This window comes from Saccharothrix algeriensis, assembly GCF_016907655.1.
Classification (GTDB): Bacteria; Actinomycetota; Actinomycetes; order Mycobacteriales; family Pseudonocardiaceae; genus Actinosynnema; species Actinosynnema algeriense.
In genome coordinates this window covers 662,384-689,052 of sequence record NZ_JAFBCL010000001.1, presented here as the reverse complement: position 1 = coordinate 689,052, position 26,669 = coordinate 662,384, and the positions used below count along the sequence as shown (strand labels likewise).

The following is a 26,669-nucleotide window of genomic DNA, read 5'->3' as shown; positions in this document are numbered from 1 at the left end:
GCGTTCCGCCGTGCGCCGTCGTCGCGCTCGGCTTCGCGGCCGCGACGTCAGAGGTGGCCGATGCTGTCGGCAGAAGCACGGTTGTCCACCTCGGAGCATCACTGCCTGGGTCGGGTTCGGCGCTCATCTGCTTAGGGCGACAGGTGATCTGACTGATCACGAGTTGCTGGGGCGGGCGACCGAAGGGTGGGGCGCCGAGCCTGTGGGCTCGGCGGTGAGGCCAGCCGGGAGCAGGCCGGGGGGAGGGCGGCGGCGATCGGGCCGGTGAGTGTCGTCCACTGGGCATCACTGGCCGTACGGCTACCGCCGCCAGGTCTTCTCCCGCCAACGAGAACGGCTCGTGTGACCGGGTCGGCGGCCGGTCCTCGGGGTAGTCGTCGAAATTCCCCAGCCTGACCCGGCGCCGTTGAAGAGCGCGACGCCGATCCGGCGCCGCAGGCAGAAGTCGATCGCCTCCGGGGCGGTGTCGATGATCGGTTCACCCTTGTCGTTCAGCGATGTGTTGCAGAGCATGGGCGATCGGGCCCTCGATCCGGCCTGCCGGCCGTCAGGAATGCGGGTAGTGCTCGACGTAGATCGCGCGGGCGAACTCGTCGACGTCGTCCTGGCGGTGGCACCGGTAGTAAGTGTGGTAGACGCCGTGCGGAGCGCGGAACGTATCGGCCGGGTACGGTTTCTTGTACTCCTCGACGACGTACGGCGACAGCGGCCGCAGGAACCGCTTCTGCACGTACAGCGTCGGGGGTGCGGAACGATCCCGGACGGAAGCGAGTTTCCGCACGTCAGGCGCCTCGAGGACCAGCTCGTCCTCGAGGCCCAGGTCGAAAACCGCCCACGCGATCACCTGCTCGTCAACGTCGGCGTACGCCTCGACCAGTTCACCGAGGAGCCTGAACCCCGAATCGAGGGCGGTGGCCTCGGAGTAGTCGTCGAGGAGGTTGTTGATCGTAACGGACTCGAACCCGAACCTCCGGTAGTTCGTGCCGTTCAGCGCTTCTTCGAGCCAGGTGCGCATAACCGTGGTCCTGTCCTTCGTCATCGCGCGGAGTGGTCCCGCTTACGAGCCGCCGATCTGCGGTGCCGGGCGAGCAGGGCGCCCGGGGTGACCGCGTTGCTGTGGCGTGCGTCGTTGGGCGTGGTACAGGGCCGTGGCGACGGCGCGCTGTCGCCGGGCCTCGTCGTGTTCGCCCGCGGCGTGCAGCGCGTCGGCGAGCAGGTCCAGGGTGTCGGCCTCCAGGTGCGCGTTGCCCTGCACGCGGAACAGCGCCAGTGCCTGCCGGAAGCTTGTCACGGCTTTGCCGGGGTCGCCGTTGGCCAGGGCGACCATGCCGAGGGTGGACAGCGTGTTCGCCTCGCCGTCGAGAGCGCCGTGTCGCCGCTGCACGGGGAGCGCGGCGCGGCAGTGGATCAGGGCCAGGCGGTGCCGGCCGGTGAGGGCGGCACTGCGGCCGGCGGTGGTGCGGACCACGGCCATCCAGACCGGGTCCCCCAGCGCGGCGGTGGAGCGCAGTGCCCTGGCGGTGCAGCGCAGTGCCGAGTCGTGCTGCCCCCGGCGCTGCCAGGCCCGGGCCAGCGCCAGGTGGGTGCGCGACAGGCAGCGGTGGTCGGCGAGGTCGCGCGCGATGTCCAACGCGGTCCTCAGGTGGTCCATGCCCTCGTCGTGACGTCCGGTGCGGATCAGCGCCTCGCCCAGGAAGCGGTGCGCGTCGCTGTGCACGGCGCGGTCGGCCAGCCGCAGGGCGGCGGTCAGGGCGGTGCGGCTGGAAGCGAGGAGCCGGCCGGAGTCCGCTGTCATGTGGTGGAACGGGTACAGGGAACGCGTCAGCAGCCACGCTGCCGTGTCGCGTCCCCGCTCGACGGCCGTGCGCTGCACCGCCGGCACGCCGTCCTGCTCGCTGCGGAACCACCTCCACGCGTGGTCGAGGGTGTCGATCCGCTCCGGGGTGCAGCCGGGCGCCGCGACCTCCGGTTCGACGACCCGGCCGGTCGGGTGGGCCAGGTGCGCCGCGGCGTGGGCGGTGTGGACGTAGTGGTCGAGCAACCGGTCCGCGGCCGCGTCCCGGTCGGGTGAGTGCAGCGAGGCGGCGTACAGGCGGATCAGGTCGTGCATGCGGTACCTGGTCCCGTCGTGGTCCAGCAGGGAGGCGCGGACCAGCGAGCGCAGCAGCGCAGCGGTGCGCGGAACCGGCAGGCCCGCGAGGCTGGCCGCGGCGCGCAGACCCGTGTCGGGGCCGGGGGCATCGCCCAGCAGGGCGAACAGCCGGCGCTCGGGTTCCTCCAGCGCGGAGTACGACCACGACAGCACGGTCGGCAGGCTCGCAGCCGGCTCCCCGTCGTCCAGCGCCGCCAACCCGGACTCGCGCAGTTCGGCGACCAGGTCGGCCAACGACGTCCCCGTGCAGGACGCGGCCCGCCCGGCGACGACGGACAGCGCGAGAGGCAGGCGGTCGCACAGCCGCACGACCTCGTCCGCGGCCGCGGACTCGGCTTCGACGCGGTCGTGGCCCAGTCGCGCGACGAGGAGGTGTCGTGCCTCCCGGCCGGTGAGCAGGTCCAGCCGGAGCGGGTGCGCGTGGTGGGACGCGAGCAGCCCGGTCAGCCGGTTGCGGCTGGTGACCAGGACGCGGGAGTCGGCCGTCCCCGGCAGCAACGGGCGGACCTGGTCGCTGTCCCGCGCGTTGTCGAGCAGCACGAGCACGCGCTTGCCGGCCAGCAGGCTGCGGTACCGCGCGGCGCGGGCGTCGGTGCCGGGCGGGATGTCCCCGGGGGGCACCCCGAGCCCGTCGAGGAACCCCCGCAGCACGTCGGCCGGGTCGGCCGGGCGGTCCCCCTGGTCGAACCCGCGCAGGTCGGCGTGGAGCTGCCCGTCCGGGAAGCGGTCGGCGGCCCGGTGCGCCCACCGCACGGCCAGCGTCGTCTTGCCCATCCCCGCCGGACCCGAGACGACCGTGATCGAAGGCGTGCCGGGGCGGTCCGGCAGCAGCGCGTCGAGCCGGGCGAGGTGCTCCGCGCGTCCGACGAAGCCGTGCACGTCCGCCGGGAGTTGCCCGGGAACCGGGAGGCGCCCCCGCGCCGGGACGCCCGGCCCGGCGTCGCGCTCGCCCGCGTCGCGTTCGCCGGGGTCGCGCGGGTCGCTGTCGGCCAGCACGCGCCGGTGCGCCTCGCGCAACGCCTGACCGGGATCGGTCCCCACCTGCTCGGCCAGGTCGTGATCGACGACGCGGTACCGCTCCAGCGCCTCGGCGGGGCGCCCCGCCCGGTACAGGGCGGTCATCAGCAGGACGGCGATCCGCTCGTCCAACGGGTGGGCCGCCGCCAACTCCGTCAACTCGGCCACCAGCCCGGCGTGCTCGCCCCCGCGCAGCCGCGCGTCGAGCAGGTCCAGCACCGCGTCCAACCGCTCCCGCGCCAGGGTGGCGCGCAGGCCCGTCAACCACGGGGCCGTCAACCCGGTGAACGCCTCGCCCCGCCACAGCCCCAGCGCCTCGGCCAACCGGGCGGTGTCCCCGCGCAGCGCGCGGAACCGGTGCAGGTCGACGTCGAGCGGGTCGGTGTCCAGCACGTAGCCGCCGGAGCGCTGCGCCACCACCGCGTCGCCTCCTTCACCCAGGGCGGTGCGCAGGCGTGACACGTAGCTGTACAGGGCCTCGCGGGGCCTGCGCGGCAGCTGCTCACCCCACAGCCGGTCCACCAGGGCGTCGACCGACACCACCCGGTTGGCCTCGACCGCCAGGATCGCCAACACCGTCAACACCCTGGTCTGCGTGATCGGCAACGCTCCCGCGCCCCGCACGACCCGCACCTCGCCCAGCAGTTGGAACAGCATCCCCCGACGCCCCCCGTGACGTGCGCGGTACCCCTCCGCGCCCAGCCAGGCTAGTGCAAGGTCACAGCAAGGTCACGTCGGCACAGTGGTCCGTGCAAGCAGAGATGCGACGGGGGAGCGGGCACGCCGCCGGCACGGGTCCGCGACAGGTCGAGGAGCGTCGCGAACCCGCCGCCGGTCGACCCGTCCGGGGAATGCGCAGCGCTGTTCACGGGAGGAACTCCATGAAGATCCGCAGAACGGTGGCGGCGATCGCCGCCACCCTGCTGCCGGTGGTCACCGCCGGAACCGGCCAGGCGGCGGGAGCCGCGGCATACGAGTGCACGGCCAACCACATGTGCGCCTACGCCTGGCCGGGAGGCGACGGAGAGCGCATCGAACTGCTCTTCGCGGTGGAGGACCTGGGCACTTGGAAGGGAGGTGTGCTCAACGACCAGATCAGCTCGGGGTGGAACAGGTCGCCCTTCCCCTTCTGCTTCTACGTGGATTCGCAGTACCGGGGCGAGCGCTACCAGTCGGCTCCGGGGTCGAGCGGCTGGTTCCCGCACAACGACGCGTACAGCTCCATCAAACGGGGGAGCTGCTGAACCGTGACGCCGAGGGTTGCCGGCCGGGTGGGGGCCCGGCCGGCAACCCGGTCCACGATCTTGAGGCCGGGCTTCCCGCTTGTCGTGCGGGATGACCGGAGTGCCGTCGGTGTGCGCTGTCGCGGCCCGGTCGCCCTGCGGGTCGCGCACGGCGGCGACGGGGCGTCCCCGGAGACCCGGGCCGGCTCGTCCGGCCCGGGTCTCCGGGGCTCCGCCGCGACGTCGGCCGGCCGCACGGGCTCGGCTCCGGTGCACCCCGGTCGTGACGGTCCTGTCGCTCTTTGTCGGTAATCCTGGCCGGCTCCCCGGCCGACCGCGCGCCGGGCTGACAGAGTCACCGGTAGGCGGAGCCCGGCTCGGCCCCGACCCGGGGCGGACCGGTCCGCCGGAGGCTGCGGAGTCGTCGGCGGAGGGTTTGTGTCGCATCTCGTCCTGCTGGGCACCGGCGGAACCATCGCCACCCGCGCGACCGGCGGCGGCCGTGCGGTCGGGGTGGGCGCGGCGGAGCTGCTGCGCGCCGCCGACGCGGTCTGGCCCCGGCCCGGGGTGCGCGTCGAGCCGCGCGACGTGGCCGGCAGGCCCAGCTTCGCGGCCGGGCTCACCGACGTGCTCGACCTGGCCGCGCGGATCGCGTCCGCCGTCGCGGAGGCCGAGGGGGTGGTGGTCACCCACGGCACCGACACCCTGGAGGAGAGCGCCTTCCTGGTCTCGTTGACGCACTCCTCGCCGGCGCCCGTGGTGTTCACCGGTGCGCAGCGGCCCTTCGACGACCCCGCCCCGGACGGCCCGCGCAACCTCGCGGCCGCGCTGCGCTGGGCGGCGTCCCCGCGGTCCCGCGGCAGCGGGGTGACCCTGGTCTTCGCCGACCGGGTCCTGCCCGTGGTCGGCGTGCGCAAGACGCACACCCTCGCCCTGCGCGCGTTCGCCGCCCCCGGTCGCGGCCCGGTGGCGCAGGTGGACGAGGCCGGGGTCCGGGTCCTCGCCACCGTCCGGCCCGCGCCGCTGCCGATGCCCGCGGTGCGCGACCTGCCCCGCGTGGAGGTCGTCGGCCAGTACCTCGGCGCGGACGCCGCGGCGCTGACCGACGCCCGGTCCCGGGGCGCGCGCGGGGTGGTCGTCGCCGGGTTCGGCTCCGGCAACACCACGCCGGAGGCCACGCGGGCCTGCCTGCGCCTGCTCTCCGACGGCGTCCCGGTGCTGATCACCAGCCGGGTGGGCGAAGGGCCGGTGGCCCCCCTGTACGCCGGGGGCGGCGCCGACCTCGCCGCCGCGGGCGCCGTCTTTGCCGGCGACCTCTCGCCGTGGCAGGCCCGGCTGCTGCTGGCCTGGGTGCTCGCCGGGACCGCGCCGGGCGACCTCGGCGCGGTCCGCGATCGCTGCCTGGCCTGGCTCCGCGAGACCGGGGCCGTCCCGTGCCCGGACCCCCTGTCGACACCCACGGAGGACGCAGCGCGATGACCAAGGAAATCCTGGTGGCCTACGGCGTCGACGTCGACGCGGTCGGCGGCTGGCTCGGCTCCTACGGCGGGCAGGACTCGCCGTGCGACATCTCCCGCGGCCTGTTCGCCGGGGAGGTCGGCGTGCCGCGCATGCTGGAGCTGTTCCGCCGCGAGCAGATCCCGAGCACCTGGTTCTGGCCCGGCCACTCGATCGAGACCTTCGCCGAGCAGTTCGACGCCTGCGTCGAGGCGGGGCACGAGATCGGCGTGCACGGCTACAGCCACGAGAACCCCATCGCGATGAGCCGGGAGCAGGAGGCCGCGGTCCTGGACCACTGCATCGAGCTGATCCGGTCCCGCACCGGCCGCCGCCCCACCGGGTACGTGGCGCCGTGGTGGGAGTTCTCCCCCGTGACCAACGAGCTGCTGCTGGAGCGCGGGATCAAGTACGACCACTCCCTGATGCACCGCGACTTCGAGCCGTACTACGTGCGCGTCGGCGACACCTGGACGAAGATCGACTACGACCGCCCCGCGCAGACCTGGATGACACCGCTGCGGCGGGGCGAGGAGACCGACCTGATCGAGATCCCCGCTTCCTGGTACCTCGACGACCTGCCGCCGATGATGTTCGTCAAGGCCAGCCCGAACAGCCACGGCTTCGTCAGCCCGCGCGAGCTGGAGCGGATGTGGCGGGACCAGTTCGACTGGGTCTACCGGGAGTGCGAGTACGCCGTGTTCACCATGACGGTGCACCCCGACGTCTCCGGCCGGCCGCAGAACCTGCTGATGCACCAACGGCTGATCGACCACATCTCGGGCCACCAGGGCGTCCGCTGGGTTCGGTTCGACGACATCGCCGACGACTTCGCCGCCCGCCACCCACGCCGCTGACCCGGCCCCACCGCCCCGCCCCACCGCCGCAGGCCGACCGCGGCGGTTCGCGCTACCCCGCTCGTGTGCCCGTGGACCAAAACCGGGACTCGTCGCGGGTGGTGTCCCCACCATCAGGCGGTGGAGGTGGTCGGGATGCCACGGACCGAGAATCCGTTGGGCGAGGGGGACGGGCCGCTGGTGGACTTCGCCCGCGGCCTGCGCCTGCTGAGGGAGGAAGCGGGCAGGCCGAGCTACCGGGCGCTCAGCGCACGGGCGCACTACTCCGCGGCGGCGCTGTCGCAGGCCGCCGCGGGGCAGAAGCTGCCCAGCCTGGAGGTGACGCTGGCGTACGTGCGGGCGTGCGGCGGCCCGGTGGAGGAGTGGCGGCGGCGCTGGCACGAGCTGGCGGCGGAGTCGGGGCCGTCGGCGCGGTCCGACTCGGCCAGGTCGCCGTACGCGGGGCTCGCGCCGTTCCGGACGGCGGACGCGCAGCGCTTCTTCGGGCGGGAAGCCCTGGTGGAGGAGGTGATGTCCCGGTTGGCCGCGCAGCGGGTCGTGGTCGTCGTCGGCGCTTCGGGCACCGGGAAGTCGTCGTTGCTGCGTGCCGGTGTGGTGCCCCGCCTGGACGATCGGGTGGTCGTCCTGACCCCTGGCGCGCACCCGGTGCGGGGATGCCTCGCCGGGCTCGCCCGGGGAGCCGACGCGACCGGCACGACCGACATGACCGACGCGACCGGCACGACCGACGCGACCGGCATGACCGACGTGGCCGGCATGACCGACGCGACCGACGCGACCGACGCGACCGACGTGGCCGTGGAGCCGTCGGCCGGCGACTCGCTGGAGCTGTGCGCGGCCGTGCGGCGAGCCGAGCCGCGGGACGGCGGGTTGGTGCTGGTGGTCGACCAGTTCGAGGAGGTGTTCACCCTCTGCGCCGACCAGGGTGAGCGCGAGCGGTTCATCGACCAGCTGATCGACGCGGCGACGGCCGACGGCAGCCGCTGCCGCGTGGTGCTGAGCGTGCGCGCCGACTTCTACGGCCACTGCGTCGGCCATCCCCGGCTGGCACGCGTGTTGCGGGCGGGGCAGGTGGCGGTGGAGCCGATGACCGCCGAGGAGCTGCACCGGGTCGTCGTGCAGCCCGCGGTGTCGGCCGGTTGCGTGGTGGAGACCGCCCTGGTCGCCCGGATCACGGCCGACGCCGCCGGCCGGGCGGGTGTGCTGCCGCTGGTCTCGCACGTGCTGCTGGAGACGTGGCGGCGGCGTCGGGGGACGACGCTGACCCTGCGGGGCTACGAGGCCGCCGGCGGGATCGGGCACGCGGTCGCCCACTCCGCCGAGGGCGCGTACGCCGACCTGTCGCCCGGGCAGCGGGACATCGCCAAGCAGGTGTTCCTGCGCCTGTGCGCGATCGGGGGCGCCGAGGACACCAAGCGCAGGGCCGGCCGGGCCGAGCTGGACCACCTCGGCGACGAGGTGCGGCCCGTGCTGGAGCGCCTGGCCGCCGCCCGGCTGGTCGTCCTGGACGACGACGGGGTGGAGATCGCGCACGAAGCGCTGATCCGGTCGTGGCCGCGGCTGCGCGACTGGCTGGCCGAGGACCGCCGGGGATTGCAGGTGCACCGCGACCTCACCGTCGCCGCGGCGACCTGGCGCGCGCACGACCAGGACGAGGGCACGCTGTACCGGGGTGTCCGGCTGGAGGCCGCCCGGTCGTGGGCACAGGCGCACCGCGACGTCCTCAGCGTCGCCGAGCGCGACTTCCTGGCGGCGTCGGTGGCCGCGCAGCAGCACGTCGAGCGCACCGAGCGCCGCAGGACCGCGCGCTTGCGCGGGCTGGTGGCGCTGCTCAGCGCCCTGCTGCTGGTCGCGGTCGGCACGACCTGGTACGCCGTGCGGGCCGCGGTGGTCACCGAGGAGCAGCGCAACGCCGCGCTCGCGCACAAGGTGGCGACCCAGGCCCCCGGGCTGCGGACCCTGGACCCCGCGCTGGCCGCCCGGCTCGCGCTCGCGGCTCACCGCCTCGACCCGACCGCCGAGACCCGCGGCAGCCTCCTGAGCACCGTCGCCGGACGCCGCACCACGGTGCTGACCGACCAGGCCGCCCGCAGGGCCGTGGCGTTCGGGCGCGACGGCGCGGTGCTGGCCGCCGCCGGCGACGACCGCGTGGTGCGGTTGTGGCGCCTGCCGACGGCCCACGACCCCGAGCCCGCCGCCGGGATCGCGGCCCGGTCGGACCGGGTGGAGTCGCTGGCGTTCGACCCCACCGGGACCCGGCTGGCCGGCGTGGGGCACGACGGGGCGCTGGGGCTGTGGGACGTGGAGGACCCGGGCAGGCCCCGACCGCTCGCGCAGGTGCAGGCGCACCCGCAGGCGGCCTACCACCTGCGCTTCAGCCCGGACGGCGCTACCCTGATCACCGCGAGCAACGACGGCACCGCGGCGTTGTGGGACGTCCGGGATCCGAGCACGCCGACCCGCAACGCCGTGCTGACCGGGCACGGAGTCCCCCTGTCGTGGGCGGAATTCGCCCCGGACGGGCGAACCGCGGTCACCGCCTCCGACGACGGCGAGGTGCGCCTGTGGGACGTGACCGACCGGGCGCGCCCCATCCCCACGGCCGTGCTGAAGGCCCACCCGTCGCACGTCACCTCGGCCGCGTTCAGCCCGGACGGCGCCCTGCTGCTCACGGCCGGTTTCGACGCGGTCGCCCGGTTGTGGGACCTGCGCGCCGACGGAGGGCCCCGCGAGGTCTCGAAGCTGTCCGGGCACCGCGATTCGGTGCAGACGGCGCGGTTCTCCCCGGACGGCCGGACCGCGATCACCGGCAGCTGGGACCACACCGCGCAGCTGTGGGACGTGTCCACCGCTTCGGCGCCGGTCGCCACGGGGACCATCACCGGCCACACCAACATCGTGTGGGCCGCCGACTTCAGCCCGGACGGGCGGGTCGTGGCCACGGCGGGCAACGACGGCGCGGTGCGCCTGACCGACGTGCCCGGCCGGGTCCTGGGCGGGCACACCGACACCGTGCGCGCCTCGGCGGTGTCCGCGGACGGGCGGACGGCGGCGACCGGCGGCCGGGAGGGAGTGGTGCGGTTGTGGGACACCACCGACCCCGACCGGCCGGTCGGCCTGCCGCTGCCCGCCGCGGCGATGGGGCGGATCCGGTCCGTGGCGATGAGCCCCACCCTGCTGGCCGCCGGGGACGTGGACGGGCTGGTCCGGTTGTGGGACATCACCGACCCCCGCCGCGCCCGCCTGCTGCCCGACGCCGTGCGGCACCCCGCCACCGCCCGCGCGCTGGCGTTCAGCGCGGACGGGGCGGTGCTGGCGGTCGGCGGCGACGACGCCGAGCACGTGGTCCGGCTGTGGTCGCTGCGCGATCCGACCCGGCCGGTGGTCGTCGGCCGGGTCGCGGGGCAAACGGACTTCGTGCCCGCGCTGGCGTTCTCGCCGCGCGGGGACGTGCTCGCCCTGGCGATGTCCCGGGTGGTGCGGCTGGTCGACGTGGCGAACCCGGCCGAACCGCGGTTGCTGGCCGAGCCGGCGGGGCACGGCGACCGCGTGCTGGCGCTCGCCTTCGCCCCGGACGGCCGCCACCTGGTGTCCGCCGGCCTCGACCGCACCGCGCGCGTGTGGGACGTGCGCGACCCGCGCTCCCCGTTCCACGCCTCCACGCTGACCGGCCACAACGGGGCGGTGCCCGCGGTCGCCTACGCGCCGGGCGGCGCCCGGGTCGCCACCGCCGGGTACGACCGGACCGTCCGGCTCTGGGACCTCACCGATCCCCGCGCGCCCGTGCCGTGGGCGACCTTGTCCGGACACACCGACGAAGTGCACACCGCGGCGTTCTTCCCCGACGGCCGGACCCTGCTCACCGGCGGGCGGGACACGACCGGCCTGCTGTGGCGGGTCGACCCCGAGGACGCCGCGCGGGAGGTCTGCGTGCTCGCCCAGCCGGCGGTGCCGGAGCAGTGGGCGGACTACTTCCCCGACATCGGCGCGCCCGTGCCGTGCCGGTGAACCGCTGGTGCGGAGGCAGTTCGTCCCCTTCCGCGCGACGGCGTGGCCGGTGACCGACCGGCCACGCCGCCGCGCGGTGCGGCGTTCACCGCCGAAGTGCCGCCGAGGTGTCAGGAACCCATCGACTCGATGATCCATTCCTGGTCTTCGTAGCCGAGGCAGTCGTGCTGGAACACGGGTGCGCCGTTGACGTTGTTCGAGCCCAGCACAGCGGCGCACCGGTCCGTGTACCCGTTGCGGAACCGCCACGTCGTTCCCAGCTGCGTGAAGTCCTCCTCGGAGACGGCGCGGTCGCCGGCGGCCGTCGTGGTGGCCGCGTGCCCGTAGGCCGGTGCCAACCACCACGTCGCGAGGACCGCGAGGACGAACACGACCGCTCGGCTCGAAACCTTGCCCGACATGCTTGTCAACCTCCTGGAATCGCAGTGCTGTTGCCCCGTGCGCGTCGACTCCGCACCGCCGACCGGGCGTTTGTGGGGTCGACGGCAGCGGTGTGGTCGACCGGAACCGGTGGACGAGCGCGCGATCAGACTTGGTTGATCGCCCAGAAGTGGTCGGACCAGTTGCCGCACTGGAACTGCGTGACGAGGGCGCCGTCGTGCGTCCCGCCACCGGGGATGTTCAGGCACTTGCCGCTGGACTTGTTGACGAACTTCGCGGTGACGTTCGCGGGCGGGTCGAGCGGTGACGCCTCCGGCGAAGCCGCCCGCGCTGTCGTCGTGGAACTCATGAGTGCCACAACGACCATGGCGAAGACGGGGAGCCGGGTGATTCTTCCTCGCATGGTTGTCCTTCACGCGTCGTGGTCGATGACCGGACGTCGTCCGCGCCCGACTGCGGCGTGGACGCCGGCGCTGCCTGTCCAGCCGGGGTGGGTTGTTCAGGTTCGGCCGACAACCGCTGGTCATCAACGGGTGAACAACGAACGGCCCCTGCCGGCCGTGGCCGCCGCCCGCTCCTGCGGAGGGCGGGCAGCGACGGGGAACCGCGTCGGATCCCTGATCCCGGTCCGGGGATCCGCCGTGAGGACCCCGGGCGGTCGAGGCTGCCTCGGCGCGCTGCCGCACGTCGGCCCGCCCCGACGGCCTCAGGGAGCGGAGGACGTCCACGGGCTGTTCGGCGTCGCGCTGGCGGACGGTGGCGGCGCCGGTCCGGGGCTCGCCATCGCGCGGTCGCCCGCGGAGGTCCACGGCGGCTTGGAACACCTGCCCACCCGGGCGCCGGCGCGACCTTCCGCCTCGGCCTGGTCCGAGCGGTCCGCCGAACCGCCGGGAGAGCGGTCCGCCAGCCGCGCGTTCTTCGGCGTCGGGCGGGTACCCCACGCCGAAGAACGCGCAGGGGGCCGTTGTCGAGCTGAGCGAGGTGCGAGTGATGAGCGTTGCCCCGATCGTCGTCGGAGTCGACGGCACCCCGGCCGGTGAACGCGCGCTGCGGTGGGCGGTGGACGAAGCCGTGCGGTGGGACGCTCCGCTGCACGTGGTGAACGCGTACCAGTACGAGCCGTTGGCGGACTGGACCGAGGAGGTCGAGGAGCGGATCCGCGCCGAGTCGTTGGAGGTGATCGACGGTGCGCTGGACGCGGTGTGCGCGGGTCGCCCGCGGTTGCCGTCGATCAGCCGGCTGTGCGTGCGCGGGCCGGCGGCCGAGGTGCTGGAGGCGTCGGCGCGGGGCGCGGTGATGCTGGTCGTCGCCGCGCACGGGGGCAGCCGGTTGCGGCGGATCGTGCTGGGCAGCACCAGCGCCCACTGCGTGCGGCACGCCACCTCGCCGGTCGTCGTGCTGCCCGCCGCCGAGGAGCCGACGACGCGGTGAAGGCCGTGCCGGCGTGATCCGCCGGGGAGCGACCCTCCCGGTGGAGGTCCCGGTGTCAGCGCGCCGGGCCGCGGCCTCCGGTCGCCGGTGACGTCAGCGCGGCGCGGGCCGGCCGGCGGCGGTCGCGGGCCGTCTCCACGGGGGAGCGGTGCGCCACGAGCACGGGGCACCGGGCGTGGTGCAGGGCGGTGCGGGTGAGCGGGCCGCGGTCGGCCAGGACGAGCAGGTCGGTGTCGGCGTAGCGGGTGATCGCCTCGTGCGGGTGCATCCGGGCCAGGACCGAGGTGTGCCGGACTCCGCGCAGCAGCCGATCGGCGTGCGACACCGGCCACTCGGGGTCGTCGGCGCGCAGCGGCAGCGGTGGCACCGCGTACAGCACGCGCAGCGTCGCGTGCTGCCGGTCGGCGCACTCGACGGCTCGTGCGAGCAGCAGCTCGTCCGAGGGGTTGCCGGAGACCAGCGCGGTGACGCGGTGGTGGTTGTGCCGCAGGGCTTCGGGCGTGCCGCGCACGACCACGACGTCGCAGGCGGCGTGGTCGACCAGCGGCAGCACCAGCCTGCCGAGGCCGAACGAGGCGCCGTCGCCGCGGTGGCCGACCACGAGGGCCTGCCCGCGGGCGCTGGCCACCAGCAGGTCCCTGACCAGGTCCTCGGTCGGCGGGTGCACCTCCAGCGGGGCGCCGATCGCGTCGGCGTGCTCGGCCGCCCACCGCAGGGCGGCCCGGCCCCACGGGGAGTCGTCGCCCGCCACGATCACGGGGGGAGCGGTGGGGATCGCCTGGTGGGTCATACCCCCACCATCCCCCGGTCGCCGCGCCCGGCACAGGGCCGGGAGCGGTGACCGCGCGGGGTCGGAGGTCCCGGCCGGCAGGGGACGTCGGCCGCTCCCGAGCGGTCCGGGCGCGCGGTGCGGCGCCTGCCGGCCGCGCTCCCCTCGCGGTCAGGCGCGCGGGCCGGCCGCCGGGCCGCTGGTCGACTTGAGGGAGGCGGGCTCCTCGGGCGGTGCGGCCCACAGCTGGACCAGGTAGGTCTCGCGCGGGTCGTCGCCGTCGCGGTGGGCGCCGTGGACGCGGAAGCGGTAGGAGCCGGGGGTCGGGACGGGCAGGCGGTGGGCGGGCTCCTCCCGGGAGGTGGTGCCGAAGTCGAGGTACGGCGAGGTCCACCGGGCGGAGACCTCGGCGACGTCCTGCCAGGGCGCGGTCCGGAGCGGGGGCCGCCGGTCCCACAGCTCGCAGGTGACGGAGACGGTCCCCGTCTCCCGGCCGCACCGGACGCGGACGCCCTCGCCGTCGGGATCGGCCTCGGCGAGGCCGTCGACGTCCCAGTCGGGCTCGAACTCGGCCACGAGGGACTCCCCGACGAGGTCGACGGTCGAGGCGTCGACGAAGACCTCGGCGGTGCGGCGCAGGACGACGGGCACGGGTGCTCCTTCCGGGTCGGGCGGTGCGGGTCCGCACATCGCTGTCACGAGCTTCCTCCGTGACATGGCGCCGGGATTCGCGCGACCCCCGTCGCACGGCCGTGGACTCCGGGGTCGACGGGTTGCCGACAGGGGAGCGCTCCGGCGCCACAGCGTGCCGGAGCGCTCCGGTGCGGGGTCAGCGGTCGGTGTTGATCGTCTTGTGGATCCAGCCGGTGTACGCGGTCGCGTTGGTGTACAGGCCCGGGCCGTTCGCGCAGGTGCCGTCCGCGTCGCCGGGGCCCGAGGTGACGCCGATCAGCTCCCAGCGGCCCCACTTGCCGCGCTGGACCTGCGGCCCGCCGGAGTCGCCCATGCACGCCATGGCGCCGGCCTTCCGGCTGACCGTGCACAGCCGGGTCCGGTCCGCGTAACCGGGCGCGCACTCGGACTCCGCGCCGCGCCGGGTGTCGAGCTGCTGGAGCCGCTCGGGGAACTCCCACTTGTCGACGGCGGGGTCGTCGACCGTGGTGCCGAAGCCCAGCAGCCGGGTCGGGGCGCCGGGCGCGCCGGCCCGACCGGCGATCCGGATCGGCTGCTCGGCGACCGGGCGGTCCAGGCGGACCAGCGCGATGTCGTTGCGGTTGGGCTGCGTGCCCACCTGGTAGCCGGGGTGGCGCACCACGCGGTCGATGTTCCGGACGGTGCCGCCGGAGGTCCGCCGGTCGCTGCCGATGCGCACGGTCCCGTCCGGCACCGCCCCGGTGCCCTCCGGGTCGACGCAGTGCGCCGCCGTGACCACCCAGCGCGGGTTGATCAGCGATGCCCCGCAGACGCCCTTGGCGTTGTCCATGCTGGGCACGGTCTCCGGGATCGAGGCCATGAACTCGTAGCGCTCGGTGGAGTCCTTCCCGTTGACGATGGCGCCGGCGCTGCCGGTCATCGCCGTCGCGCAGAAGGCGGCCAGCAGCACGACCCCGGCCGCCTGGAGCATCCCGCGGCGCACGGACTTCAGTCTCGACATGGTTTTCCTTAGTACGGGGGACGATGACGAGGACAATCCTGTCCGTCCACGGTGGACCGGGCCATCCGGGCAACCCGCCCGTCGGCAGGGGGGCTGTCCCGACCACCCGTGGTCGAGGCCGCTCCACCCGCGGGCTCGGCCCCGTGCTCCGCCGGGGACCTGCGCCGCGGGGTCAGGTGAAGTCGCCGCCCCTCGACAGGGCGCGGTCCATGCAGCGCTCCGCCAAGGCGGTGATGGTCCAGGACGGGTTGCAGCAGCCGGTGGAGCCGGGGATCAGGGCCGCGTCGACCACGTGCAGGCCGGGGTGGCCGTGCACGCGCCCCGCCTGGTCGCACACCGGGCCCAGGGCGGCGCCGCCGAGCGGGTGGAGGGTGAGCGGGTAGGCGGCGGTGAGGTCGATCGCCGTCCCGCCGCCCGCGCCGGTCAGCCGGGAGACGACCGCGCGGACCGCCCGCCCGGTGGCGCGGTCCGCGCCGGCGGGCCAGGTCAGCCGGACCTCGTCGGTGGCCGGGTCGTACCGGAACGCCCCGCGGCCCTCCGGCAGGCCCATGCACCCCAGCACGGTGCTCCTGGTCTCGAACGGGTAGGGCGCCGGGATGTGCTCGACGGTCACCGGCCCGGCGGGGGCTTCCCAGTCGTGCGCGCCCACGCACGCCGGACCGCCCTGGCGGGGCAGGGTGGGGTAGGGCAGGAAGGCGCGCAGGTGGATGCGGTCGCCGTTGTTGCCCCAGTGCTCGCCGACGGCGTCGGGCAGGTCGGGCAGCGCCCGGCTTCCCCTGGCGCGCACCAGCAACTCGGAGGTGCCGACGGAACCGGCCGCCAGGAACACGGTGTCGGTGGTGATCCGGACGTGCTCCAGCACCGTCCCGTCGGTGGCGATGCGGTCGCAGGAGAGGGCGTAGCGGTGGGACTTCCCGCGGCCGAGCCGCCGGACGACGTGCAGCGGCGCCACCTCGCACAGGCCCGTCGCCTCGGCCGCGGCCAGGTAGGTCTTGTCCAGGGAGTGCCGCGCGCCGTTGTGCAGTCCGCAGTGGACTTCGCCGTGGGCGGTGCGCGGCGGCAGCCGACCGGCGAGTTCCCCGCGCACCACGTCCCAGTCGACCGGTTGCGGGATGCGGAACACCCGCAGGCCGGCCCGACGGGCGTCGGCGAGGAAGCCCCTGCTCGACGCGTACCGCTCGTGGGACAGGACGTCGTCGGGGATCGGGGACAGGCGCAACGCGGTCGCGGCCCTCGGGTAGTAGACCAGGTCCATCTCCTCGAAGTCCACGCCGGTGGGCATGACGCGGTCGAACAGCCGCCCGGGCGGGCGCAGGGAAGCCCCGCCGTAGTGCAGCGAACCGCCGCCGACACCCGCCCCGCACAGCACGCGCACCCCGCGGCCGACGACCCTCTCCACCAGGCCGGCGTACCGGGGCGGCAGGGACCTGCGCGCGGTGGCCGGCATCCGCGCCGGCCACCGCACCCGGCGGTCCGGGCGGGACAGCCGCGGGAACGGCTCTCCCGCCGCCGCGCCGGGCCAGCGGCGCCCCCGTTCCAGCACGAGCGCGGGCACACCGGCCTCGGCGAGGCGCAGGGCGGCGACGGCGCCGCCGAAGCCGCTCCCCACGACGACCACCGGGCGGTGCTCCTCCCGCACGGGGATCCTGCGCACCGGAGGCGCCATCACAGCTCCTCACGAGATCACGTCGAGCGCCGGACCGGGCGCCGGACCACGTCGGGCGCCGGGCGCCGGCCGGTCCGGGCGGCTGCTCCCGCGGCGACCACCGCCGCGCCGCGGGACCGTTGCGCCGCAGGACCATTGCGCCGGCCGGGAACCGCCCCCGCAACCGTGCCCATGGTCCTGGGCACGACCGGAGCAGGGCGCTGCTCCGGTCGGACGGCCGCGAACGTCCCGGGGGCGAAGGGCCGGTGCGCGGGCGGGCGGGGGAGCCCGACAATCTCCCCGTCCGCCCGGCGGGGTCCGCCCGGCCCCGGCGGGTGGGCCCGCCGGAAGCGAGGTCCCATGCCGACCGCCCCCACCGCCGAGCAGCCCTGGAGCGCCGAGCCCCGGATGAGCCGGTTGGAGACGATGTTCTGGCGCGGCGAGACCGACCCCCGCATCCGGGTCACGACCATGGCGGTCGAGGTCCTGGACCGCGTGCCGGCCTGGGACCGCCTGGTGCGCCGGCACGAGCGGGTCACCCGGCTGGCCCCGCGGCTGCGGCAGCGGGCCGTCGAACCGCTGCTGCGGCTGGGCAGGCCCCACTGGCGCGACGACCCGCTGTTCGACCTGGGGTACCACCTCCGCCGCGTCCGGCTGCCCGCCCCCGGCACGCTGCGCCACCTCCTCGACTTCGCGCGGACCGCGTTCCTGACGCCGTTGGACCGCACGCGCCCCCTGTGGGAGGCGACGCTGGTGGAAGGTCTCGACGGGGAGGGCGCCGGGTACGTGCTCAAGCTGCACCACAGCCTGTGCGACGGGATCGGCGGGGCCCAGCTGCTCGCGTTGCTGCACGAGGCCGACACGCCGGAGGGCTCCGTCCGCCTCGCCCGCCCGCCGGCACGCGCCGCCACCGCGCCCCCGACCGGGACGACCCGGCGCACGGGGAACCCGGTGCCGGCGGGGTTCCGGTTCGCGCGCAGCGTCCTCAAGGCGACCGTGCTGCCCGCCGCGCCACCGTCGCCCCTGCTGGGCGAGCGGAGCAGCGCCCGGTTCTTCGGCGCCATGACGCTGCCGACGGCGCGGCTGCGCGCGGCGGGCAGGGCGGCCGGCGGCTCGCTGAACGACAGCTACCTCGCGCTGCTGCTCGGCGCGTTCGACCGGTACCACGCGCACTTCGGCGTGGAACTGGCCGAGTTGCCGGTCCTCGTGCCGATCAGCACCCGCACCGCGGCCTCCGCCTCGGGCGGCAACCAGTTCGCGAGCCACCGCCTGGCCGGCGCGATGAGCGGGGTGGGGTTCGACCAGCGCGTCCGCCTCGTGCACGCCGCGGTCGCCGCCGCGCGCGCCGGCGCGCCGCTCAAGGCGTTGGGGGTGCTCGTCCGCTGCGCGACGCCCATGCCCGCGCCGGTGATCGCGTTCGCCGAGAAGCTGCTGTTCCAGGGCAACGACCTGATCGCGTCCAACTTCCCGGGCCTCGCCGAGCGCGTCCGGCTCGCCGGCGCCCGGGTCGAGGCGGTCTACCCGTACGCGTCGGTGGTGTTCGGCGCGATGAACGCGGTGCTGGTCTCCTACGCCGACAACTGCCACCTCGGGGTGAACCTCGACCCGGCGGCGGTCAGCCGGCCCCGGCTGTTCCTGGACTGCCTGCACCAGGAGTGGGACGAGGTGGCGGGGCGCGCCGGGCCGTCACGCGGTGCGGGACCACGGGCGTGAGGAGCCCCAGCGCACGCCGCCCAGCTCGACCAGCACGGCGTCGTCGTCGTCGCACACCAGGACGTCCGTCGGCCCGTCCGGGGCCGCGGAGGTCACCAGGGCCCACATGGACCCGGTCCAGCGGCCGGTCACGGTGGTCCGCTCGACGCTGAGCACCGGCCCCGGCGCGGACCCGCCGGACGCGACCTCCAGCACGTGGTCGAGCAGGTCGGGCGGGAAGGCGTGGTCCACCGCGGCCGGTTCGCGGGCGGTCAACCGCAGCAGCGTGCAACCGCCCTGCCCGGCTGCGGCGCGGACACCGGGGGCCACGGCGGCGCCGTCACCGGCGTGCTCCCGGAGCCGGCGCAGCAACGCGGCCGGGTCGCCGGTGCGGCGCTGCCGGAACACCTGCGCCGTCCCCTCGGCCAGCGGGTCCCGCGCCCCGGGCGCCTCGGTGACGGCGAACCGCCACCGCCCGGGGGATTCGACCGCCCCGGCGACCTCCAACGCCGAGCCGCGCCGGAACCCGGGGTCGTGGACGACGCTCAGCCGCCGGAGGGTCGCCGGGGCCGAACCGCACAGGCGGTGGGCCGCCGCCGCGGCCAGCTCCACCAGTTCACCCGTCGTGGGGGCCGCCCGGCGCACGGCGGACGTGCGCCACCGCACCACGCGGTGCTCGGTGGCGCGGTCGGGCAGCAGCGGGTGGGCCCGCTCGGCGGGGGCTCCCGTCGTCGGCGCCCAGTACCGCCGCCCGCGCCACGGGTGGGGAGGCAGGCTCACCGGCCGACCGGGTGGCAGGACCCGTTCCCACCGCACGGCGTGCCCGGCTTCGTGCAGCCGGGCGGCCGCGGCCACCAGGGACTCCCACGCGGGGCCCGCGCCCGGGTGGCCCGAGCAGGCGCCGGTGCGGTCCAGGTGCAGCACGTGGCGCCCCGGCGGCGGGGTGTCGGCCTCGACGGCGCCCGCCAGCACCAGTTCCGCCGCGCGGGCCGCGTCGACCTCCCCCCGGCACTGGCGCGCCGCGACCCAGCCGGGCCCGCTGCCCAGCACGGTCGTCGGCGTCACGCCCCACTCGCGCCACAGGGCGACCAACCCGACCAGGAACGACCACGACGCGACGTCCGCGCCGGGCGGCGGCGCGCCGGGCACGGAGGCCGCGCACTCCCGGACGGCGTCGCGGAAAGCGTTGCTGCGCCGGGACAACTCCTCGACCGTCACCGGGTCGACGGGCCCACCGCGGAGGAAGAGCACCGGGCCCGGCGGGTCGTCGGCCGCGGCGCGGGCCGACCGGGGCTCGTGCCGCAGGGCCGCCACCAGGGCCGCGCGGTCGGCGGCCACGAACACGCGCCGGTACCGGTGGTGCGCCCGCCGGACCGCCGCGGTGTGGCAGACGTCGGCGGCCCCCACCTCGGGCGCGGAGTCCAGGAAGTCGGCGTGGGCGTCGATGACGGCGTCGAGGGTGTCCGGGCGCCGGGCCGAGAGCACCAGCACGAGGGGCCGACCGCCCGGCGCGCCGACCGCCGCCGGGCGCTCCACCGACCCGAGCACGGCGTGCACGTTGGTGCCGGTCACGCTGAACGAGTTGACACCCGCCACCAGGCGTTGCCGAGCGGGCAGGGGCACGAGGTCGGTCACCACCGAGCAGGGCAGCCCCGCCCAGCGCACCGCGGGGGTGGGCGTGGTGTGGTGCAGCGTCGGGGGCAGCGCCCGGTGGTGCAGCGCCAAGGCGGCCTTGAGCAGGCCGGTGAGCCCGGCGACGGGCTCCTGGTGGCCGAAGTTGCCCCGCGCCGAGCCGAGCAGGAGGGGCCGCCCCGCCGGCCGGCCGGGGCCCAGCACCGACGCCAGCGCCGCGATCTCCACCGGGTCGCCCACCGGTGTCCCGACGCCGTGGGTCTCGACGAACGACACCGCCGCGGGGTCCACCCCGGCGTCCTCGTAGGCGCGGCGCAGGGCCTCCTCCTGGGTCGCGCCGGCCGGGCTGAGCATCGTCGCGCTCGCGCGGCCGTCGTTGGTCACGGCGCTGCCCAGGACGGTCGCGTACACCCGGTCGCCGTCCCGCAGCGCGGCCGACAGCGGCTTGAGCACCACCACCGCGCACCCCTCGCCCCGGACGAAGCCGTCCGCCGCCGCGTCGGCGAAGGCGCACCGCCCCCGCGCGGAGAGCACCCCCGCGCGACCGTAGGCGAGGTGCTCCTCGGCGGAGAGCACCAGGTGCACCGCGCCCGCCACCGCCAGGTCGCACTCGCCGCCCCGCAGGCTGCGGCAGGCCAGGTGCACGGCGGCCAGCCCGCCCGAGCAGTTGGTGTCCACGGTGGCGCTGGGCCCGCGCAGGTCGAACTGGAAGGACACCTGGCCGCTCAGGCCCGCGTGCGCCCCGGCCCCGATCACCGAGTACATGTCGAGCAGGCCGTCGCGGGCCAGCAGGTGCCAGTAGTGCGACGGCGTCTGCGCCAGGTACACCCCGGTCCGGTGCGTCGCCGGACCGCCGGGCACGACGCCCGCGTCCTCGAAGGCGTCCCAGGTCGTCTCCAGCGCCACCCGCTGCTGGGGGTCCATGTGCGCGGCCTGCCGGCGGCCGATGCCGAAGAAGTCGGCGTCGAACGAGGCCACGTCGTCGAGCAGCCCCAACCGCGCCGCCGGGGTGTGCCGGCTGCCCCCGTCGGGCCCGGCGAGCGGTTCCAGGCCGTAGCGGTCGGGGGCGACCGGGCCGACCACGTCGACCCCGTCGCACAGGGCGCGCCAGAGCGCCCGGGTCCCGCGCACCCGCGGGAAGCGGCACCCCGCGCCGATGACGGCGATCGGCTCGTCGTTGCTGCGCGTCATGGCTGGAACCCCGCTCGCTGGGCCGTGACCGGGTCCGCGCGGACGGCGGCGGTCCGCGCGCGGCCCGGCCCGCGCACCGGCGCGCGGCCCGGCCGGACCGGGCCATCGTCGGCGCGACCGCGCGCGACCGCCAGTGCCGTCCGGCCTGGGACCTTCGTCTCCGGGGTCGCGGGCAGGAGCCGGTGGTACCCATGGTTCCCGGCCACGTGCCGCTCGGTGAGGAGGTGGAACCCGTGGGGGACACCCTGCTCGCCCGGGTCGAGGCGCACGCCGACCGCTGGCGGCGGTGCGCCCGCTGCCGGCGGTGGTGCGCGCGCCGCGCGCTGCCCCCCGGGTGGACCTGCCCGGGGTGCGGGGCGCCGTTCCGGGTGCCGGCCGCGGACCGGATCGCCTCCCTCGTGGACCCGGGCACCTTCGAGGAGCTGGCCGCGGCGCTGGCGCCGGGCGACCCGCTCGACTTCCACGACCGCGTCCCCTACCCCCGGCGCTGCGCGGACGCCCGCTCCCGGACCGGCTCGGCGGAGGCGGCCGTGCTCGGCACGGCCGAGGTCGCGGGCCGGCGGGTCGTCCTGGTCGTGTTCGACTTCGCCTTCCTCGGCGGGTCGATGGGTGTCGTGGTGGGGGAGAAGCTCGCCCGCGCGGCGGAGATCGCCGAGCACGGGCGCATCCCCCTGGTGACGGTGTCCGCATCGGGCGGCGGGCGGATGCAGGAAGGCGCTTTCGCGCTGCTGCAGGGGGCCAAGGCGGCGGCGGCGGTCGGCGCGCTGCGGGACGCCGGCGTGCCCTACCTCAGCGTGCTCACCGACCCCGTCATCGGCGGTGTGCAGGTCTCCTTCGCCAGCGCCGGGGACGTCGTGCTGGTCGAGGAGGGCACGCGTGCGGGCTTCGCCGGGCGGCGCGTGGTCGAGCAGACCACCGGCTGCCGGCTGCCCGAGGACTTCCAGACCGACGCGTTCCTCCTCCGGCACGGGCACGTGGACCTCGTCGCGCCGCGGCGCGAGCTGCCCGCGACCCTGGCCCGCCTGGTGGCCTACGCGTCCTCCGACCGCGCACCGCGCCCCGAACCCCCTGCGGGACCCGACGACCCGCCGGAGCCCCCGGAGGACGAGGTCGACCCCTGGGACGCGGTCGTCGCGGTCCGGGCCGCGCACCGACCGCGCCTGGCGCACTACCTGGACACCGCCTTCACCGACGTGGTCGAACTGCGCGGCGACCGCATGAGGGACGACGACCCGACCGTCTTCACCGGCCTGGCCCGGCTGGCCGGCAGCCCCGTCGTCGTCATCGGGCACAACCGGGTCACCGGGGGCCCGGCGCGGCGCAACGCCGGGATGGCGCTGCCCTCGGGCTACCGCAAGGCGACCCGCGTGATGCGCCTGGCGGCGCGGTGGTCGCTCCCGGTCGTGACCCTCGTCGACACCCCCGGCGCCCACCCGGCGGCCGACGCCGAGGCCGACAACCAGTGCGGGGCCATCGCCGAGACCATGCTGACCGCCGCGCGGCTGCCCACCCCGGTGGTGTGCGCGGTCATCGGCGAAGGCGGGAGCGGGGGAGCGCTCGCGCTGTCCATCGGGGACCGGTTGCTGATGCAGCGGAACAGCACCTTCTCCGTCATCAGCCCCGAGGGGTGCGCGGCGATCCTGTTCTCCGACAGCGCCCGCGCGCCGGAGGCCGCCCGCGCGCTGCGCCTGCGCGCCGCCGACCTGCTGCGGCACGGCCTGATCGACGCCGTCGTGCCGGAACCGCCCGGCGGCGCGCACACCGACCCGCGCCGCGCGGCCGACCTGCTGGCCGCGGCCCTGCGCCGGCACCTCGCCGAGCTGGGGGCGTGCGACGGCCCGCGGCTGGTGGCGGCGCGCGCCGCCCGGTTGCGGGCGCTGGGCCGCGACTGGTGCGGCACGCCCCGGGTGACGGGAGGCCGCGGTGGATGACCCGCCCGCCAACGGATCGCACGACGACGCCGCCGCGGTGCTCCGGGCGCTCACCGAGGTGCTGGCACTGCTCGGACCGGACCGCGCGCGGCGGGTCCGGGTGCGCAGCGGCCGGTTCGGGCTCGACGTCACGCTGCGCCCCCGCGCGGCGGACGGGCGCGCTGCGGCGGGAAGCGCCCTCCCGGCCGAGGACCACGCCACCGGACCCGCAGCCGCCGAACCACGTGGGGCACAACAGGAATCGGCGCGACCTGGGACAGCACAACAGGAAGCGGCGCAACCACGTGCGGCGCAACCACGTGCGGCTCGACCGGGAGCGGCAGAACCGGAAACGGCACAACCGGAGACGGCGCGACCGGAGACGGCGCGACCGGAGACGGCACAACAGGAAGCGGCGCGACCGGAAGCGGCCGAACGGCCGATCACGCCGATCACCGCGCCCGCGATCGGCGTGTTCCACCGGCGCCCCGCTCCCGGCGAGCCCCCGTTCGTCCACGTCGGCGACCGCGTGGCGACCGGCGCCGAAGTCGGCCTGGTCGAGGCGATGAAGACCTTCACCCCCGTCGTCGCCGACCGGGCGGGCGTCATCCGCGCCGTCCACGTCGAGGACGCCCGGGTGGTCGAGTACGGGCAGGCCCTGTTCGACCTGGAGCCCGAACCGACCGCGGGGTGGGGCGCGTCGTGATCGGGACCGTGCTGGTCGCCAACCGGGGCGAGGTCGCGGTGCGGGTCGTCCGGGCCTGCCGGCTGCTGGGCATCCGCTCCGTCGTGGCCCACTCGACGGCGGACCGCGACACCCTGCCGGTCCGCCTGGCCGACGACAGCGTCTGCGTGGGGCCCGGACCGGCGGAGCACAGCTACCTGTCCGTCCCCGCCCTCCTCTACGCCTGCGCCCGCGCCGGGGCCGACGCGGTGCACCCCGGCTACGGCTTCCTCGCCGAGGACCCGGACTTCGCCGCCGCCTGCCGCGACAGCGGCCTCACCTGGATCGGGCCCGACCCCGGGCACATCGCCCTGCTCGGCGACAAGATCGCCACCCGCAACGAGGTGGCCGCCGCGGGGCTGCCCGTCCCGCCGGGATCGCGGGCCCCCGTGACGGGACCGGCCGACGCCGCCCGGCAGGCGCGCGGGATCGGCTACCCGGTCGCGCTCAAGGCCGCGTCCGGGGGCGGTGGCCGGGGCGTGCACCGCGTGGACGACGACGAGCAGCTGGCCGAGCGGTTCGACCGGGCCCGGGACGCCGCGCGGGCGCTGTTCCAGGACGACCGCCTCTACGTGGAGAAGTGGATCGGCGACGCGCGCCACGTCGAGGTCCAGGTCCTCGCCGACCGCCACGGCGGGGTCGTCCACCTCGGGGAGCGGGACTGCTCGGTGCAGCGGCGGCACCGCAAGCTGGTCGAGGAGTCCCCCGCGCCGGGGCTGTCCGCGGCGCGGCGCGCGGCCCTGGGCGACTGGGCCGTCCGGGCGGCGCGGCACCTCGGCCTGCGCAACCTCGCCACGGTCGAGTTCCTGCTCGACGCTGGCGGCGGCCTGCACTTCACCGAGATCAACCCGCGGTTGCAGGTGGAGCACCCGGTGACCGAGGCCCGCACGGGGCTGGACCTGGTGGCCTGGATGATCCGCGAGGCGGCGGGGGAGCCCGTGCCGTGCCGGCAGGACGACGTGCGCCCGCGCGGGCACGCCGTGGAGGCGCGGATCTCCGCCGAGGACCCGGACCACGACTGGGCGCCCCGCTGCGGCACCGTGACCGACCTCGTGCTCCCCGGCGGTCCGGGCATCCGCGTCGACACCTGGCTCACCCGCGGCGCCACCGTCTCCCCGCACTACGACCCGCTCCTGGCCAAGGTCGTCGCCTGGGCGCCCGACCGGGACACCGCGCGCCGCCGCCTGGTCCAGGCGCTGCGGGAGTTCTCCTGCTCCGGCGTGGCGCACAACGCGAAGGCGCTGACCGAGATCCTCGACCACGACGAGTTCCGCCGGGGCGAGCACCGGGCGGGCGTGGTCGAGCGGGCCGTGCGGCGCCCCGGGGGAGAGGCGGACGCCCGATGACCACACCCGACACCGCGGCGCTCGCGGAGCGGACCCACACCGCCTACATCGACGGCCGAGACGTCGCGCTCCGGGAGGTGGTCCGCCCGGCCGCGGTCCGCCTGTCGGAGGACCCGCACGCCCACCAGCCGCCCCCGCCGGTGCTGGGCCGGTGCGCCCTCGCCGGGCCGGCGCAGGTGCGCGCCGCGTCGGCGGCGGCGGCGCGGGCGGCCCCGCCGTGGGCCGACACGGCGCCGGCGCGGCGGTTCGCGCTGGGACCGGCGTTCTGCGCGCGGTTGCGGGACTCCGCCGCGGAGTTCACCGCGCTGCTCGTCGCCGAGGGGTGCCCGCGCCGCATCGCCGACTGGCTCGTGGACAGCATGCTCGCGATGTTCGACGCGGAATCGTGCCGCTGGTACCAGCGGCTCATGCGCTTCGAGTGGCGTGACGGCGACCGGCGGTTGGTGCTGCAGCACCACCCCGACGGGGTGCTCGCGATCAACCCTCCCGGCAACGCGCCGGCCTTCAGCGCCGTGACCGCCGCGCTGCACGGGCTCATGGCCGGCAACGCCGTCGTCGTCCGCGTGCCCCGGCGCTTCCCGTCGAGCACGACCTTCCTGCTGCGGCACGTGCTGGCGCCGTGCCTGGAAGACCTGCCCGCCCCGCCCGGCGCGCTGAACTTCTTCTGCGCCGCACCGGATCACGTGCTCGCGCACTGGCTGGAAGACCCGCGGGTCGACGACATCCTGTACTACGGCAACAGCGAGCGCGGTCTGCGCTTCCACCGCGCGTGCCTGGAGCACGGCAAGAAGGCCGTGCTCGAACTGTCCGGCAACGACACGGTCGTGGTGTGGGAGGACGCCTCGCTCGCCGACGCGGTGGAATCGCTGGTGACCGCGTTCCACGGCTCCGGGCAGATGTGCATCGCGCCCAACCGCGCCGTGGTCCACCCCGCGGTGGCCGACGACCTGGTCGAGGCGTTGCGCCTGCGGGTCGCCGACATCCGGCCCGGCCGCCCGGAGGACGAGGCGACGCTGCTCACGCCGGTGCCCGGTGACGACCACGAGGCCGTGCTGGCGGAAGCCCGCGCCGCCGGGGCGGTCGTCGTGTGCGGTGGCCGTCGCCTCACCCTCGCCGGGGCCCCGCACCCCGCCGGGCCGTTCGTGGAGCCGACCCTGCTCCGGGTGGACGGCCTGGCCACCGCCCGGGAGTTGACCGCGGTCCGCGAGGAGACCTTCTTCCCGCTGCTGTCCCTCGTCGTGCCGCACCCGGACGGCGACGGCGGACGACTGCTGTCGGAGGTGATCGGCTTCCTCAACGGCAACCGCTACGGGCTGCGCAACTCGCTGTGGACCGGGAGCCCGGCGGTCGCCGAGCGGTTCGTGAGCGGCGTGCGCAACGGCGCGATGCTCAAGGTGAACCAGCCGCACATGGACTTCGTCCACCTGCTGCCCAGCCACGGCGGAACCGGGTGGTCGGCGGGCGTCCACGGCGAGGCTACCTACGTGTTCCTCAAGACCAGCCACCTGCAATCGGCCGTGATCGGGCCGTGAGCGCGCCG

Annotated in this window: 19 protein-coding genes; 10 read left to right on the top strand and 9 right to left on the bottom strand. The window is 76.0% G+C overall.

Annotated elements, in window-relative coordinates:
- Positions 1 to 547: 547 nt before the first annotated feature.
- Positions 548 to 1,039 carry a hypothetical protein gene (locus JOE68_RS02715; RefSeq protein ID WP_204840769.1) on the bottom strand — a complete coding sequence of 164 codons (492 nt, stop codon included), beginning with the start codon at positions 1,037 to 1,039 and terminating at the stop codon, positions 548 to 550.
- An 18-nt stretch (positions 1,040 to 1,057) separates the two neighbouring features.
- Entirely contained in the window at positions 1,058 to 3,826 is a 2,769-nt protein-coding gene (locus tag JOE68_RS02710) for an AfsR/SARP family transcriptional regulator (RefSeq protein WP_204840768.1), read from the bottom strand.
- Between the two features lie 224 nt (positions 3,827 to 4,050).
- Between JOE68_RS02710 and JOE68_RS02705 the strand changes: the two genes are divergently transcribed.
- From JOE68_RS02705 to JOE68_RS02690, 4 genes are all read left to right on the top strand, one after another.
- On the top strand, positions 4,051 to 4,413 hold the full coding sequence (locus tag JOE68_RS02705) for a peptidase inhibitor family I36 protein (RefSeq protein WP_204840767.1): 363 nt from the start codon (positions 4,051 to 4,053) through the stop codon (positions 4,411 to 4,413).
- A gap of 417 nt (positions 4,414 to 4,830) precedes the next feature.
- Complete coding sequence (locus JOE68_RS02700) at positions 4,831 to 5,871, top strand: asparaginase (protein ID WP_204840766.1); 1,041 nt, start codon at positions 4,831 to 4,833, stop codon at positions 5,869 to 5,871.
- Positions 5,868 to 6,746: a polysaccharide deacetylase family protein gene (locus JOE68_RS02695; protein WP_204840765.1), complete on the top strand. Its 879-nt coding sequence runs from the start codon at positions 5,868 to 5,870 to the stop codon at positions 6,744 to 6,746. Before JOE68_RS02700 ends, JOE68_RS02695 begins: the two co-directional genes overlap by 4 nt.
- 135 nt (positions 6,747 to 6,881) lie before the next feature.
- Complete coding sequence (locus JOE68_RS02690) at positions 6,882 to 10,754, top strand: nSTAND1 domain-containing NTPase (protein ID WP_204840764.1); 3,873 nt, start codon at positions 6,882 to 6,884, stop codon at positions 10,752 to 10,754.
- 110 nt (positions 10,755 to 10,864) lie between these two features.
- Here JOE68_RS02690 and JOE68_RS02685 read toward each other — a convergent pair whose 3' ends face one another.
- Positions 10,865 to 11,155 carry an RICIN domain-containing protein gene (locus JOE68_RS02685; RefSeq protein ID WP_204840763.1) on the bottom strand — a complete coding sequence of 97 codons (291 nt, stop codon included), beginning with the start codon at positions 11,153 to 11,155 and terminating at the stop codon, positions 10,865 to 10,867.
- Between the two features lie 125 nt (positions 11,156 to 11,280).
- On the bottom strand, positions 11,281 to 11,484 hold the full coding sequence (locus tag JOE68_RS02680; protein ID WP_204840762.1) for an RICIN domain-containing protein: 204 nt from the start codon (positions 11,482 to 11,484) through the stop codon (positions 11,281 to 11,283).
- A gap of 641 nt (positions 11,485 to 12,125) precedes the next feature.
- Here JOE68_RS02680 and JOE68_RS02675 point away from each other — a divergent pair.
- Positions 12,126 to 12,566, top strand: coding sequence for a universal stress protein (locus tag JOE68_RS02675; protein WP_204840761.1), 441 nt, complete (start codon positions 12,126 to 12,128; stop codon positions 12,564 to 12,566).
- Between the two features lie 55 nt (positions 12,567 to 12,621).
- Here JOE68_RS02675 and JOE68_RS02670 read toward each other — a convergent pair whose 3' ends face one another.
- The 4 genes from JOE68_RS02670 to JOE68_RS02655 form a co-directional block, all read right to left on the bottom strand.
- On the bottom strand, positions 12,622 to 13,356 hold the full coding sequence (locus JOE68_RS02670; RefSeq protein ID WP_204840760.1) for a putative universal stress family protein: 735 nt from the start codon (positions 13,354 to 13,356) through the stop codon (positions 12,622 to 12,624).
- Between the two features lie 150 nt (positions 13,357 to 13,506).
- Positions 13,507 to 13,986, bottom strand: coding sequence for a hypothetical protein (locus JOE68_RS02665; RefSeq protein ID WP_204840759.1), 480 nt, complete (start codon positions 13,984 to 13,986; stop codon positions 13,507 to 13,509).
- Positions 13,987 to 14,164: 178 nt separating this feature from the next.
- Positions 14,165 to 14,989: a S1 family peptidase gene (locus tag JOE68_RS02660; RefSeq protein ID WP_204840758.1), complete on the bottom strand. Its 825-nt coding sequence runs from the start codon at positions 14,987 to 14,989 to the stop codon at positions 14,165 to 14,167.
- 172 nt (positions 14,990 to 15,161) lie between these two features.
- The gene (locus JOE68_RS02655) at positions 15,162 to 16,655 is read right to left on the bottom strand and encodes a GMC oxidoreductase (RefSeq protein WP_204840757.1); all 1,494 of its coding nucleotides are present in this window, start codon (positions 16,653 to 16,655) and stop codon (positions 15,162 to 15,164) included.
- Between the two features lie 339 nt (positions 16,656 to 16,994).
- Between JOE68_RS02655 and JOE68_RS02650 the strand changes: the two genes are divergently transcribed.
- A complete protein-coding gene (locus JOE68_RS02650) occupies positions 16,995 to 18,347 on the top strand; it encodes a wax ester/triacylglycerol synthase domain-containing protein (RefSeq protein WP_204840756.1) in 1,353 nt (450 codons plus the stop codon).
- Here JOE68_RS02650 and JOE68_RS02645 read toward each other — a convergent pair.
- Complete coding sequence (locus JOE68_RS02645) at positions 18,321 to 21,149, bottom strand: polyketide synthase (protein WP_204840755.1); 2,829 nt, start codon at positions 21,147 to 21,149, stop codon at positions 18,321 to 18,323. The genes JOE68_RS02650 and JOE68_RS02645 overlap by 27 nt on opposite strands.
- A gap of 233 nt (positions 21,150 to 21,382) precedes the next feature.
- On the opposite strand from JOE68_RS02645, the gene JOE68_RS02640 reads away from it, so the two are divergent.
- Genes JOE68_RS02640 through JOE68_RS02625 form a run of 4 tightly spaced genes read left to right on the top strand, consistent with a single transcriptional unit; the run spans position 21,383 to position 26,661 of the window.
- Positions 21,383 to 23,080, top strand: coding sequence for an acetyl-coenzyme A carboxylase carboxyl transferase subunits beta/alpha (locus JOE68_RS02640; RefSeq protein ID WP_204840754.1), 1,698 nt, complete (start codon positions 21,383 to 21,385; stop codon positions 23,078 to 23,080).
- Positions 23,073 to 23,765 (top strand): biotin/lipoyl-containing protein, encoded by a 693-nt coding sequence (locus JOE68_RS30790; protein ID WP_307819459.1) that lies wholly within the window; start codon positions 23,073 to 23,075, stop codon positions 23,763 to 23,765. The genes JOE68_RS02640 and JOE68_RS30790 overlap by 8 nt, the downstream gene beginning before the upstream one ends.
- On the top strand, positions 23,762 to 25,129 hold the full coding sequence (locus JOE68_RS02630) for an acetyl-CoA carboxylase biotin carboxylase subunit (protein ID WP_204840752.1): 1,368 nt from the start codon (positions 23,762 to 23,764) through the stop codon (positions 25,127 to 25,129). Before JOE68_RS30790 ends, JOE68_RS02630 begins: the two co-directional genes overlap by 4 nt.
- Complete coding sequence (locus JOE68_RS02625) at positions 25,126 to 26,661, top strand: aldehyde dehydrogenase family protein (protein ID WP_204840751.1); 1,536 nt, start codon at positions 25,126 to 25,128, stop codon at positions 26,659 to 26,661. The genes JOE68_RS02630 and JOE68_RS02625 overlap by 4 nt, the downstream gene beginning before the upstream one ends.
- The last annotated feature ends 8 nt before the right edge of the window (positions 26,662 to 26,669 follow it).